Here is a 13,527-nt window from a genome sequence, read left to right as displayed (position 1 = left end):
CACGAACGCGCAGCGTGCACACATTCGTGCGGCACGAGCGCTCGGCTCTGCTCGAACGCGCTGTGCGTGCGCGTTCGCACCGTCTTGCAGCCCTGCACAAACGCGCCGTGCGCGCGCGTTCCCACGGGCTGCACGAACGCGCAGCGTGCGCGCATTCGTGCGGTACGAGCGCTCGGTTCTGTTCGAACGCGCGAGTGCGTGTGCGTTCGTACACGGGCTGCGCTCCCCGGCGCGCTTCTGCACAAATGAACACCGCGCGCGCCGTTCGTGCGGCGCACCTCTGCTCGAACGCGCTGTGCGTGTGCGTTCGTGCGGCCGGATGTGGCGACGTAATGAGCTGGCAGCCGTGCGGTCAGTGGGTGCGGAGCTGGAGGCTGGCTCCGGGAACCAGCGTGCCCACGACCGTCTCGCGGGTCGGGGACAGGCGCGGGTCGCGCAGGGTCAGGGCCAGGCGGATCGAGCGCACGCCGATGGCGGCGAAGGGCAGTGCGATCGTGGTCAGGCGCGGCGTCACGTCCGCGGCCAGGGGGATGTCGTCGAAGCCCGTCACCGTCAGGCGCGACGGGACCTCGATGCCCGCCTCGCGGCAGGCGGCCAGGGCGCCGATGGCGATGTCGTCGTTCACCGCGAGCAGCGCGTCCGCGTCGCCGAGGTCGTCGGGCAGGAGGTGGGCCGTGGCCTCGTGGCCGCCGCGGCGGCTCACGTCGCAGTTCACGATGCGCACATCCTGCGCGTCCACGCCGCCCGCCAGCAGGCCCTCCATGTAGCCCGAGGTTCGTTCGGCGGCGTAGGAGCGGTCGCGGGTACCGGCGAGAATGATCGGGCGGCGATGGCCCGTCGCGGCCAGGTGGGCGCCCATGAGGCGAGCCGAGGCCCGGTCGTCCACGCGGATCGAGTCGAAGGGCATCTCGAGGCCGCCGTAGATGACCACGCGGCCGCCGCCGGACTCGTACGCTGTCAGTTCGTCCACCAGCCGGCCGCCCAGCGCGCCGGGGCGGAGCCGGCTCGAGGTCAGTACCAGCGCGCGGGGGCGGAAGCCGGCCAGGGTCCGCACCGTCTCCAGTTGCCGCTCGGCCAGGCCCCGCGTGGCCGACACGGTCACGAAGGCGTCCACGGTGCGCGCCTGCCGCTCCATCGCCGCGACCACCTGCGCGATCGACGGCGTGGTGAGGTCGTCGGCGACCAGTGCGATCGCGTCGCTCTTGCGGCGCATCGCGCGCGCCGAGACGTCCGCGGTGTACCGCAGGGCGGCCGCGGCCTCGAGCACGCGGCTCGCGTACTGCGGGGCGACCGTCCGCGCGCTGCCGCCCAGCACCCGCGACGCGGTCGCGACCGACACCCCGGCGGCCGCGGCCACGTCGCGGAGCGTGACCGTGGGCCTCGCTGGATGCGGCAAAGTCGTTCCCTTCAGCGCGCCGGGGTGCTGGCGCGCAGCACCACCTCGACCGGAATGTCCACGGTGCCGGAGTCGCGGCCGGAAAGCGCCATGGTTACGGCGTGTCGGCCGATGGCGCGCAATGGTACGCGCACCGATGTGAGCGCCGGGTGTACGTGTGCGGCCGCGTCGATGTCGTCGAAGCCCGCCACGGCCAGGTCGGGGCCCGGTACCAGGCCCGCCTCGCGCAGGCCCGTCATCGCGCCGATCGCCATCACGTCGTTGACCACGAACGCCGCCTCGACGCCTTCGCGGGCCAGGGCCGCCAGCCGGGCCGCCGCGGCGTGGCCGCCGGCGCGGGTGAAGTCGGCCTGGACGGTGGCGACGGAGCCGGTGGGCAGGCCGGCGTCGGCGAGGCCCGCGAGGAAGCCGGCGCGGCGCTCGTGCGAGGTGCGGATCGCCTCCTCGGCGTGGACGATGGCGAAGCGCCGGTACCCCCGAGCGGCCAAGGCGACCGCGAGACTGCGTGCGCCGCCGAAGTTGTCGATGGCCAGGGTCGGGAACGGCAGGTCGGGCTGGCTGACGATGGCGACGCGGCCGCCGGCGAGCCGGTACGCCTCCAGCTCCTCCACCAGCGACGCCCGCGTGCCCGCGCCGTCGATGCGGCTGCCCGCGACCAGGATCGCGCGCGGGCGGTGGCCCCGCAGCGCGCGGACGATCTGCAGTTCCAGGCCCGGCGAGCGGTCGGCCACGGCCATGGTCACGATCAGCCCGGCGTCCTCGGCCGCGTCGATCACGCCGCCGGCGATCTCGGAGAAGTAGGGGTCGTCGACGTCGCTGACGACCAGCGCCACGGTACTCGTCGAGCCGCGCGCGATCGCCTGGGCCGGCAGGTTCGGGGCGTATCCGAGCCGGTCGGCCGCGGCCTGTACGCGCTCCGCGTTCTCCGGCCGCACGTTGCGCGCGCTGCCGTTGAGCGCGCGCGACGCGGTCGCGTAGGAGACCCCGGCCTCCCGGGCCACGTCGTGCAGGGTCGCCGGGCCGCGGCGAGCAACATCATCCACCAGCACATTCTGGCCCACGCTTGACGGCCACCGCACAGCGGAATACGTTTTCCAACATTCCGCCGAGGGAGACCCCGCATGCGCAGAGCCCCGTTCCTCGCCGCCGCGGCCGCCGCCGCGCTGATCCTGCCCGGTACCGCCCACGCCCAGCCCGCGCCCGAGACGACCGGCGCCACCTACTACCTCGACGCCCAAGCCGGCGACGACGCCGCCGACGGCCGCAGTGCCGAGCACCCCTGGCGCAGCCTCGCGAAGGTCGCCGCGACCACGTTCCAGCCCGGCGACACCCTGCTGCTGCACGCCGGCCAGGCCTGGACCGGCCAGCTGTGGCCCAAGGGATCGGGCGGCGCCGGGCTGCCGATCACGATCGACCGGTACGGCGACGGCGCCAAGCCGGGCATCGCCGGCGCCGGCGCGACCGGGGACGCGGTGCGGCTGTTCAACCAGCAGTACTGGACGATCCGCAACCTCGACGTGAGCAACGCGGCGCCGGCTAGCGACACGCCCGGGGCGAACCTCAAGGACCTGCGCGGTGTCCATGTGGGCGGCGACAACGGTACGACTCTGCACGGTTTCGTGCTCGACGCCGTCGATGTGCACGATGTGACAGGCGAAGTGAACTGGATCAGCGGCAGTGCCGCCGACGACACCGAGCCCGGCATCCACCACGACACGGGCTGGGACCGCTCGAAGCGCACCGGCGGCATCGTCTTCGACGCGACAGTCGCCGACATCGCCGCGCCCCCGGCGACGCCGACACTGCTCGACGGCGTCACGATCGAGCACTCGACGGTGACGAACACGTCATTCGCGGGGATCGTCATCAAGCAGTACACCGGTGACGCCCCCGGGGCCCGGGCGACCGGCTGGGGCAGCCGGGACAGTGCCGCCGACACCAAGTTCGCCCCGCACACGAACGTCGTCATCCGCGACAACTTCATCAGCCAGGCCGGCACGGCGTACGGCTGCAACGGCATGTACGTCACGAACGTGCGCGGCGCGCTCATCGAGCACAACACCGTGTTCAAGGCGGGCACGTCCGGCATCGAGATGTACTTCGCCGACGACGTGACGACCCAGTACAACGAGGTGTACGAGACCTCGGTGAAGGCGGGCGGCGCCGACTCCAACGGCATCGACCCGGACAAGGGCACCACGCGCCAGCTCGTGCAGTACAACTTCGTGCACCACAACGGCGACGGCATCCTGCTGTGCCAGTTCGCGTTCGGTGACGCGATTGTGCGCGGGAATGTCGTTGTGGACAACCGGCGCTACCAGCTGTACCTGCATTCGGACAAGGCCGCCCGCGCAAACGTGCACAACAATACGTTCTACAGCGACCGCAGCGACTACGTGGTGTACGGCTACGGCAGCTCCCTCGCCGCGACCTACGACCTGACGGACAACGTCTTCGCCACCTCCCGCGCGGTGGCCGTGCTCACCACGAGCCCGACGATCCGCTACGACGCCAACCTGTACGGCAGCGCCGCCTTCGACGTCCCGGACACGGACACGCACGCGGTGCTCGGCGATCCGCGGTTCGACAACCCGGCGGTCGCCGGACCGTTCGGAACCGCGGCCACCGGCCCGCAGCTGGCCACCGGCAACGCCTTCCGCGCCGGCGCCGCCTCGCCCGCGATCGACGGCGGGATGTCCATCGTGGACAACGGCGGGCACGACTACGCGGGCACGGCGCTGTACAACGGCGGGGCCGACATCGGCGCCTTCGAGTACTCCACGCCGACCGGCGCAACCGCCGAGACGGTCGCGGGCACCGTGCGCACCCCGGCCGGCGCGCCGATCGCGGGAGCGACAGTCCACATCGGATCGTCGAGCGCCACCACGGGCGCCGACGGCTGGTACGCGATCGGCGGCGTGCCCTTCGGCGACGTCACCGTGACCGCGAGCCGCAACGGCTACCAGACCGCGACGCAAACGGTCACGGTGCGCGCCGGCAACCGCAGCACCGTCCCGCTCACGCTCGCCTCGACCAGCACCGTCGGTAGCGTCACCGGCACGGTGCTCGACCAGGCCGGCCGGCCCCTCGCCGGCGTGACACTGACCGTTCGTGACGGCGACCAGGCGATCGCGACAGGAACGAGCAGCGGCGACGGTACGTTCACGGTCGCGGCGGTCCCGGTCGGCGAGGGGTACACGCTGGTCGCCGCCACGCCCGGGCTCGACCCGGCCACCCGGACCGGCCTCGAGGTGACCCCCGCGACCGCCACGGCCGCGGGAACGCTGCTGCTCGCCGCGCCGGTGCCGCAGTACCTCGACGTGCAGACCTTCGACGCCATGCCCCCGGAGCTCGCGGTGAGCGCGCAGGGCGGCAGCGTCGGAGTGTCCGGCGGCGCGCTGAACATGACACGAACCGCCAACAGCGGACGCACGAGTGTGCAGCGCACGTTCAGCCCCGCGCTGCAGGGCCTCGTCACCGTCGAGGCGAAGGTGATGCGCGACGACCCGTACACGTCCGGTAACAACTACTTCGGCACGCCGTACCTGCGCGGGCCGAGCGACGTCGACGCGGTGAGCGTGGCGTTCACGAAGAACACCATCATCGCGTACTCCGGAACGACGAGCGTCACCCTCGGCGCGTACCAGCTCGGCCGGTGGTACACCGTGCGGACCGTTGTGGACATTCCCAACCAGCGCTTCGACCTCTACATCGACGGCGAGGCGAAGCTGACCGGCGCCGCCTTCCGCGCCCCGATGGCCGGGGTGCAGGAGATCGAGTTCTTCGCCAACAGCTCGAACTACGGCGGCATCCACGTCGACGACTTCCGCGTCGCCCAGGGCATCGGTTCACGGCCGAACGACACCGGGCTGCTGAGCGTCACCACCGACCAGGGCACGCCGGCGGTGCACGCCGACGGAACGTACACATTGGACGTTCCCGCGACGACCCGCACCGTCACGGTCACCGCGGCCGCGCGCAGCCGCTTCGCCCAGACCACGGGTAGCGGGACGATCACGCTCGGCGACACCGGGGCCGACGTGCCGATCACGGTCACCGCCGAGGACGGGACCCGCGAGGTGTACCAGCTGCAGATCCGCAAGCCGTCACTCGACGCCGACGCGTCGCTGAGCGGGCTGACGGTCACGGGCGGTGACCTCGAACCGGCGTTCTCCCCCGACGTGTACCGCTACGAGCTCACGATCCCGGCGAGCACCACGAGCGTGCAGGTGACCCCGGCCGCGGCGAACCCGCGCTCGACGGTCACCGTCGCCGGGGACTCCGCCCCGCGCACGGTCGCGGTGCCGCCCGGCACGACGGACATCCCGGTCGTCGTGGGGTCGGCGGACGGGACGGCCTCATCGACGTACACCATCGCCATCACCCGCCCGGGTCCGCCGCTGCCGCCGGACGGGGCCGCGGTCGCGCCGGCCACGGGGGTGCTGTCGAGCACGAGCGGCTGGGCGACGGGCCTGCACGACGGCAACTTCGACGTGGTCATGAACCTGTGGTGGGGCTCGAACGGGAGCGTCTTCACGTTGTACGAGAACGGTGTCCTCATCGACACGGTGCCGCTGACCGCCGCGAGCCCCGCGGCGCAGCGGGCGAGCGTGCCGATCGCGGGGCGGCGCAACGGCACGTACGTGTACACCGGCGAGCTGCTGAACCAGGCCGGCCGCACCGCGCTGACACCGGTCACCGTGACGGTCACCGACGCCGCGCCGGGCGTGGCGGTGGTGTCGAGCGACAACTGGGACGGCGACGGTTCCTACACGGTGTCGACGAACCTCTGGTGGGGCACGAACGGGAGCCTGTTCACGTTGTACGAGAACGGGGTCCCCATCGACCGGGTGGCGCTGACCGCCGCGACCCCGGCGGCGCAGCACGTGTCCACTGTGGTCGCCGGCCGCGCCCCGGGCACCTACTCGTACGTGGCCGAACTGTCCAACGCCGCGGGCGCGACCCGCTCGGTTCCGGTCACGGTCGTGGTCGCCGGCTAGCCGATGCACGCCGCGAGGTCCTCACTGTCGAGGGCCTCGCGGCGGCGGGTGAAGGCCGCGCGCACGGCACTCGATACATGGCGCACTCGCGACTCGGCGGCATGACGCCAGCGGTAGATCCTTGACGCATCGCCTCGGGGGGCGCCAAGCTTTTCCGGAAACACCCCCGGGGGGACGCCGCCATGACCACCGGACACATCGCGGGCCGGACCGTGACCAGCCGCGTGTTGAGCCTGCTCGGCGCCTTCAACGGGGAGCATCGGCGGCTGAGCCTGTCGCAGATCAGCCGCCGCGCCGGGATGCCGCTGGCCACCACGCACCGCCTCGTGGGCGAGCTCGCCGCGTGGGGCGCCCTCGAGCGCGACACCGACGGGCGGTACCAGATCGGTCTGCGCCTTTGGGAGGTTGCCGCGCTCGCGCCCCGCTCCCTGGGCCTGCGCGAGGCCGCGATGCCCTATCTCGAGGACCTCTACGAGGGCACCCACCAGCACGTGCAGCTCGCCGTGCTGGAGGGTTTCGACGTCATGTACGTCGAGCGCATCTCCGGCCGCGGCGCCCTCGACGTGCGCAGCCGGGTCGGCGGCCGGCTCCCGGCCCACACGACCGGCGTCGGGCTGGTACTGCTCGCGCACGCGCCGTGCACGTTCGTCGAGCAGTACCTGGCCCGGCCGCTTGTCGCGTTCACCCCGCTGACGATCGCCGACCCGGAGCGCCTGCGCACGACCCTCGCCAAGGTGCGCCGCGCCGGCCACGCGGTGAGCGATCGGCAGGTGCAGATGGACGCCGTGTCGGTGGCGGCCCCGGTGCGCGACGTGGAGGGCCGGGTCGTCGCCGCGCTCTCGGTGATCGTGCCGTTCGACGGCCTGCAGCCGGCCGCGTTGGTACCGGCAGTGGTGGCCGCCGCTTCAGGCATCTCCCGCACGTTGCTGCGCTCGGCCGCGGCCTAGAGGCAGGCAGAGGGCCGCTCAGTGCCCGGCGGCGGCGTACGCGGCGAACTGGTCGATCAGGCTCTGCGGCGCATCGTCGCGGAAGCAGATCTCCAGGTTCGCCGCCGCCTCGCGGGCCGCTTCCTCGCTGCGCGGGAACAGCTCCGCCTCGTACGCCGCGAGCGCCCCCTCCACGTCGCCCGGGTGCGCCGCGATCGCCTTGCCCAGCTCCGCCCCGTCGAACATCGCCAGGTTGGCCCCCTCGCCGGCGAACGGGGACATGAGGTGCGCGGCGTCGCCGAGGAGGGTCACGCCCGGCACCCGGTCCCAGCGCAGCCCGACGGGCAGCACGTTGATCGTCCGCGGCACGAGCGGCCCGTCGGCCTCGGTGATCAGCCCCGTGAGCCGCGGCGACCATCCGTCGAACTGTTCGACGAGAAGGGCCTTTGCGTCTTCGGTACCGTCGAAGCCCGCTTCCCGCACCCAGCCCTCCGCCGTCTTCAGCGCGGCGTACACGTGCAGGCTGCCATCGGTCTCCCGGTGCGCGAGGAACCCCTTGCCCGACCCGAGCGCGAACAGCATCCCTCCCCCGACGACCTCGGCCGCGCCGGGATGGCGCACGTCGGCGTCGAGGAGGTCGAGCTCGAAGAAGGTCACCCCCGCGTACGCCGGCCGCGCCTCGGTGACCAGCGGCCGAACCCGGGACCAGGCCCCGTCGCCGCCGACGAGCAGATCGGTGACGGCGCTCCCGCCGTCGGCGAACGCCAGCTCGTGCCGCCCGTCCCCGAGCCCGCGCACGCCGGTGACCTTGCTCCCCCACCGGATGGTGCCCTCGGGCAGCGAGTCGATGAGCATCCGGCGCAGATGTCCCCGGTCGACCTCGGGCCGCCCACGCCCCCCGTCATCGGCCTCCTCGACCAGCACGCCGGCGTGCCGGTCGAGGATGCGCATGGCCTCGCCACCGGCGTGGATGATCGAGCGGAACTCCTCGAACAGCCGGGCATCACGCAGCGCGGCCTGCCCGTTGTAGTCGTGGATGTCGAGCATCCCGCCCTGCGTGCGCGCCTCGGCGGACTCGTCCAGCTCATAGACGGTGGCCGCGATCCCGTGCACGTGCAACACCCGGGCGAGCGTGAGCCCCCCGAGCCCACCGCCGACGATCCCGATACGAACCTGTTCCATGACGTTTCTCCTCTGCACAAGATTCCTGACGAACACGCTCGTAACGAACGCGTTCGCGATGGCCAAACGACTAGCCGCGCGGGGCGGGCACGGCCGCGATCCCGTTCAGCAGCGCGTCGAAGGCCCATCGCTGCCGCTGCTCCCCGGTGCCGGAGAACAACTCGCCGCGCGCGCGGCCGATGTTCGGGTACTTCTCGGCCGACGCCTCCCGGACCGCCATCGCCTGCAGCTGCTCGTCCCCGTCCGCGGAGGCCGACTCGTCGCGCGTTCCCTGCTCGGCCGCCGTCGCCGTGGCCAGCTGCAGCAGGAGATCGACGCCCCAGGCGGCCTGTTGCACAGGGATCCCGCCGGAGGCCATCAGCCCGAGCAGCTCGTCCACGAGCCGGAGGTAGTTGGGTCCGGACGGCCGCAGCGTGAGCACCGACCGGGCGAGGCTGGGCTCGCGGTGCAGAATCGCCGTGTACCCGGACAGCACCTCCGCGACCGCGTCCCGCCATTCGGTGCCACCCGGCGGCAGCACCAGCGCGGACAGCAGCTCGTCGAGGAGCGCTCCGTGCAGCTCGGCGGTGTTCTGGATGTACACGTACAGCGACGCCGGCCCCGTGTCCAGCTCCGCCGCCAGCCGCCGCATGGTGACGCGCTCCAGGCCCTCCTCCTGCAGGATGCCCAGCGCCACCGCCACCAGGCTCTCCCGGCTGAGCGGCGGCTTGGAGGGGCGGTCGCGCCGGCTGACCGGCACCCTGCGAGGACTCATGAACACGATCGTAACGAACGCGTTCGTCAGCCGCCAGTCCCCCGCACGGCCAAAGACGGCGGGTGTGGTGAGCCCCAGCACCACACCCGCCGCGTCCTTGGTGTCACCCGGCGATCGCCCGGCCCGTATCCGGGCAGATCCGGCCGGGCCGTAAGCCCCGGGCCCGCAGGTCGTCCAGGATTCGCGGCAGGGCGGCCAGCGTCGCCGGGCAGCGCTCGTGCAGCAGCAGGACCTGGCCGTCGGTCAGGCGGGCGGCCGCGGCCACGATCTCGTCCGCGCCGGCTCCGGCCCAGTCGCGCGAGTCGATGTCCCAGAGCACCTCGATCAGGCCCAGCCGGGCCGCGATGTCGTGGATCTCCGGGGTGGTGCGGCCGTAGGGCGGGCGGAACAGCCGGGGCGTACCGCCCAGGACGGACTGGGTGCGGCGCAGCTCGGCGCGCACCCGGGGCGGGGTCAGGCGGGTCAGGTTCGGATGGGACCAGGTGTGGTTGCCCACCCACATGCCGGCGTTGCGGGCCGAGCGCAGCAGTCGCGGGTAGGTGCGGGCGTTGCGGCCGATCGGGAACAGCGTCGCCCGGGCGCCGGCGTTGCGCAGGACCGACACCAGGGCCGCCGTGCTCCCCGGGTCCGGGCCGTCGTCGAACGTCAGCGCCACGTATCCGGTCATGACGCGTGGGCCAATGTCGCGCACTCGTCCTCACCCAGCTCGCCGTCCGCGAAGACCACGCCGTACCGCAGCCGCAGCTCCTCCCCCGCCCCCAGCCGGACGGGACTGTCCGCGAACGGGGCCGGCCCCACCACCGCGTAGGCCGAGCTGCGCACGAACCAGGCCGTCGGCGGCCCGGTGTTGGCGGGGTCGTCGGCGAACAGGACCGTCGAGGCGCTGCCGTCGCCGTCGTGGCGGCCCGAGAACGCGAGCCACGGCGCGCGCACGCCGTTGAGGTCGTCGCCGCCCGCGGTGTCCGGCGTGCGTACCCGGCCGCCGGTGAAGCTTCGCGGGCCTCGCCAGCACAGGCCGCCGTAGCCCGCGCCCGCGCGGCCCTCGGTCTGGGGGCTGCCGATGTCCAGCGGCGTCGCGCCCGCGTTGCGCAGGGCGGTGTCGAGATCCAGGCGCCAGGCCGAGCGGTACGGCATGACCGTCACCGTCAGCCCGCGGCGCTCGGTGAACGTCTCCCGGCCGTCCTGGGCGAGCCACCGCAGCCGTTGTACCGCCCGCAGGGTGCGATCGCCCGCGTTGAGCACCTCGAAGCGCTCGTGCCGCTGGGCGCCGTTGTTCGGCAGCTGGACGTAGCCCCGGTCGCGGCAGTACGTCGGGCCGCCCCAGAAGTTGTCCGGGCCCGCGTTCGGCAGCGCGAGCGACAGGCCCTTGTGCCAGACGTGGTCGTGCGGGCGGTACACGCTCACGAGCCGGCCGCCCAGGGTGCGGATCGGGTGCAGGTACGGCCGCGGCGACTCCACCTGGGACTCGCGGGCGCGGTAGACGTACCGGAACAGCTCCCGGCCCCGCCAGGTGACCCGCAGCGACGAGTCCTGCTGGAGCGCGAAGTCGAGGCCGGCGGGCGCGGTCACCGTCCCGGGTGCGTTGCTCATGCGGGCCTCCGGCGCGCTGATGTTTTCGAAACATTCGATGTCTTACCGGAAATTTTTCCCCACGTTACGATCGCCACCGACGCACGTCAATGCCAATCGGCGGGCATCGGCGAGCGTCTTATGATGCGAGGGTGTCCGAGACGAATCCCCAGGAGGAACCGGCGAAGGCGGGTCGGCGCCCGCGTGGGTCGGTGACCGTGGCGACCATCGCGCGGCTGGCCGGGGTGTCGCCGCCGACGGTCTCGAAAGTTCTGAACGGTCGCTCGGGGATCGCCGTCGACACCCGCGAGCGGGTCGAGGCGCTGCTGCGCGAGCACGGGTACCGGCGCACCGACGCGACGAGCGCGATGCCGATCGTCGAGGTCGCCTTCTCCGGCCTGGAGAGCCACCTCGCGGTCGAGATCATGCGCGGGGTCGAGGAGGTGGTGCGCGACCGCGGGCTGACCGTGGGCTTCACCGACCTGCAGGGCCAGGCCCCGCGGGCCGGGCGCCGCACCGCCGACCTGCTGCTGTCGCGCCGCCCGGCCGGGGTGATCGCCGTGCACTCGGCCTACCGCGGGCAGTACTACCAGCAGCTCACGGCCAGCGGCGTGCCCCTGGTGGTGGTCGACCCGACCGGCGAGCCGGTGCACGACACCCCGTCGGTGGGCACCACGAACTGGTCCGGCGGGATCGCCGCGGCCCGGCACCTGCTCGACCTCGGCCACCGGCGCATCGGCGTCATCACCGGGCCCGCGCAGTACATGTGCTCCCGCGCCCGGCTCGAGGCCGCCCGCGCCGCCCTCGAGACCGCGGGCGCGGCGCTGGACCCGAAGCTGGTGCGCAGCGGGCTGTTCGCGTTCGAGGACGGCGCCGAGCTCGGCTCCCAGCTGCTGGCGCTGCGGGACCACCCGACCGCGGTGCTGTGCGGCAACGACCTGCAGGCGCTCGGGGTGTACGAGGCCGCCCGGCGCGCGCGGCTGCGGGTGCCCGAGGACCTCAGCGTGGTCGGCTTCGACGACCTCGAGGTGGCGCGCTGGTGCGGGCCGGCGCTGACCACCGTGCGCCAGCCGTTCGCGGGCATGGGCCGGGCCGCGGCGGAGATGGTGCTGCGGCTCGCGGCCGGGCAGCTGGTGGAGCCCGCGCGGGTCGAGCTCGCCACGTCGCTCGTGATCCGGGAGAGCACCGCGCCGCCCGGGTGAAACTTCCATGGAAAGGTTTCCGCCTGGTTCCGGAAAACTCGGGCAATTGCGCCGGGCGATCGTCGGGTACCGTGTCCGCATTCCGGGGGGCGGCGAAGGTGGAGGTGGCGGTTGGCCGATCGGCCGTCCGGGCGCGGCGAGACCTACGGCGGGCAGAGCCGGGAGGAGCGCGCCGCCGACCGGCGGGAGCGGCTCGTCGCGGCGGCCGTGGAGCTGTTCGCGGCCCGGGACTACGACGACGTGACCGTCGCCGACGTCTGCACGCTCGCCAGGGTCTCGAAACGGTACTTCTACGACCACTTCGCCGACCGCGAGGCCCTCGTGCTCGCCCTGCACCGCGAGGTCAACGGCTGGCTGCTCGAGCACGTCGCCGCGGCCGCGCCCCGCGACCCCGACGGGCTCGAGGCGGCGCTGCGCCCGATGCTGGCGGCGCTGGTCCGGCTGCTGGCCCAGCACCCGGACCGGGCCCGGATCGTGTACATCAACGCGCCGCGGATGGAGCTGCGCCGCCGGGGCGTCCTGCGCGAGGAGGCCGAGCTGTTCGGCCGGCTCCTGGCCCCGCTGGCGCCGCGGCTGCGGGCCGACCCCATGCGGTACCAGCGAACGATCCTGGCCTTGATCGCCGGCGTCAGCGAGGTCCTGATCGACTGGGTCTGGCACGGCATGCGCGACCCGGCCGAGCCCCTCGTCGATCACCTGACCGGCCTGTGCGCATCGCTGCTGGAGTGAATCGGCAGCGGGTACCGTGATCGGATGACCGCACCGTCGGCCCGCCGCCGCGACGCCGCGAGGACCCGTGCGCTGCTGCTCGACGCGGCCCGGCGGCGGTTCGCGCGCGACGGCTACAGCTCGGCCACCCTGCGGGACATCGCCGAGGACGCGGGCGTCAACGTGGCGCTCATCGCCCGGTACTTCGAGTCCAAGGAAGGGCTGTTCGAGGCCAGCCTGACCGCGGCCGTCGACGAGCTGCGGCGCGAGACGGGCGACGTGCCGCTGGCCGAGGTGCACCTCGTCATCGCCGACCAGGCCGCGCGGATCGGGCCCGAGGGCGCGCCCAGCCAGCTCGCGCTGCTGCTGCGCACCTCCGGCGACGAGCGCGCCGACGAGATCCGCCGCGGCGTCCTGCGCGCATCGGCCGAACGCCTGGCCGCCGCCGCACACAGCGCTCCCGGCGCACGGACCGGCGACGACGAGACCCTGCTGCGCGCCCAGATGGTGCTGGCCGCCTCGCTCGGCATCGTGCTGCTGCGCTCGGTCGGCGGCATGGAGCCGCTGCAGTCCGCGGACCGCGACGCCCTCGCCGGCCCGCTGCGCGACCTCGTCGCCGCCCTGCTGCCCTCAGGTCCCGGCCACTGACAGGTCTTTGGTCCCGCCGGGTCGGTCGCTCCGGCCCCGGCGCCGCACCCCTCCCGGGGACGACGATGAATGCGTCAGGGAGACAACGGCATCGGGAGGCCGACAATGAGCACCGCGAACATCCACCGGGCACACCAGCTCG

At 73.2% G+C, this 13,527-nt stretch carries 11 protein-coding genes; 5 read left to right on the top strand and 6 right to left on the bottom strand.

Going from position 1 to position 13,527, the window contains the following annotated elements:
• Window positions 1–352: 352 nt before the first annotated feature.
• Together AB0B76_RS27150 and AB0B76_RS27145 are read right to left on the bottom strand one after the other, a co-directional pair.
• Window positions 353–1,357, bottom strand: a complete 1,005-nt coding sequence (locus AB0B76_RS27150; protein WP_360380592.1) for a LacI family DNA-binding transcriptional regulator — start codon at window positions 1,355–1,357, stop codon at window positions 353–355.
• 50 nt (window positions 1,358–1,407) lie between these two features.
• The gene (locus AB0B76_RS27145) at window positions 1,408–2,439 is read right to left on the bottom strand and encodes a LacI family DNA-binding transcriptional regulator (protein WP_360380590.1); all 1,032 of its coding nucleotides are present in this window, start codon (window positions 2,437–2,439) and stop codon (window positions 1,408–1,410) included.
• Window positions 2,440–2,517: 78 nt separating this feature from the next.
• Between AB0B76_RS27145 and AB0B76_RS27140 the strand changes: the two genes are divergently transcribed.
• Together AB0B76_RS27140 and AB0B76_RS27135 are read left to right on the top strand one after the other, a co-directional pair.
• Entirely contained in the window at window positions 2,518–6,396 is a 3,879-nt protein-coding gene (locus tag AB0B76_RS27140) for a carboxypeptidase regulatory-like domain-containing protein (RefSeq protein ID WP_360380587.1), read from the top strand.
• Window positions 6,397–6,578: 182 nt separating this feature from the next.
• Window positions 6,579–7,343 carry an IclR family transcriptional regulator gene (locus AB0B76_RS27135; RefSeq protein WP_360380585.1) on the top strand — a complete coding sequence of 255 codons (765 nt, stop codon included), beginning with the start codon at window positions 6,579–6,581 and terminating at the stop codon, window positions 7,341–7,343.
• An 18-nt stretch (window positions 7,344–7,361) separates the two neighbouring features.
• On the opposite strand, the gene AB0B76_RS27130 is transcribed toward AB0B76_RS27135, so the two are convergent.
• The 4 genes from AB0B76_RS27130 to AB0B76_RS27115 form a co-directional block, all read right to left on the bottom strand.
• Window positions 7,362–8,504, bottom strand: a complete 1,143-nt coding sequence (locus tag AB0B76_RS27130) for an NAD(P)/FAD-dependent oxidoreductase (protein ID WP_360380582.1) — start codon at window positions 8,502–8,504, stop codon at window positions 7,362–7,364.
• Window positions 8,505–8,574: 70 nt separating this feature from the next.
• Window positions 8,575–9,258: a TetR/AcrR family transcriptional regulator gene (locus AB0B76_RS27125; RefSeq protein ID WP_360380580.1), complete on the bottom strand. Its 684-nt coding sequence runs from the start codon at window positions 9,256–9,258 to the stop codon at window positions 8,575–8,577.
• 103 nt (window positions 9,259–9,361) lie between these two features.
• Window positions 9,362–9,925: a polysaccharide deacetylase family protein gene (locus AB0B76_RS27120; RefSeq protein ID WP_360380577.1), complete on the bottom strand. Its 564-nt coding sequence runs from the start codon at window positions 9,923–9,925 to the stop codon at window positions 9,362–9,364.
• Window positions 9,922–10,848, bottom strand: coding sequence for a PmoA family protein (locus tag AB0B76_RS27115; protein WP_360380575.1), 927 nt, complete (start codon window positions 10,846–10,848; stop codon window positions 9,922–9,924). The genes AB0B76_RS27120 and AB0B76_RS27115 overlap by 4 nt, the downstream gene beginning before the upstream one ends.
• Window positions 10,849–10,979: 131 nt before the next feature.
• Between AB0B76_RS27115 and AB0B76_RS27110 the strand changes: the two genes are divergently transcribed.
• The 3 genes from AB0B76_RS27110 to AB0B76_RS27100 all read left to right on the top strand — a co-directional run bounded on the left by AB0B76_RS27110 (window position 10,980) and on the right by AB0B76_RS27100 (window position 13,385).
• Window positions 10,980–12,029, top strand: coding sequence for a LacI family DNA-binding transcriptional regulator (locus AB0B76_RS27110; protein ID WP_360380572.1), 1,050 nt, complete (start codon window positions 10,980–10,982; stop codon window positions 12,027–12,029).
• A gap of 111 nt (window positions 12,030–12,140) precedes the next feature.
• Complete coding sequence (locus AB0B76_RS27105) at window positions 12,141–12,758, top strand: TetR/AcrR family transcriptional regulator (RefSeq protein ID WP_360380569.1); 618 nt, start codon at window positions 12,141–12,143, stop codon at window positions 12,756–12,758.
• A gap of 24 nt (window positions 12,759–12,782) precedes the next feature.
• Entirely contained in the window at window positions 12,783–13,385 is a 603-nt protein-coding gene (locus AB0B76_RS27100) for a TetR family transcriptional regulator (RefSeq protein ID WP_360380567.1), read from the top strand.
• Window positions 13,386–13,527: the final 142 nt, after the last annotated feature.

It is taken from the genome of Dactylosporangium sp. NPDC049140, assembly GCF_040648435.1.
Note: the sequence above shows the minus strand (reverse complement) of the source record. Positions and strands in the feature narration are given on the sequence as shown.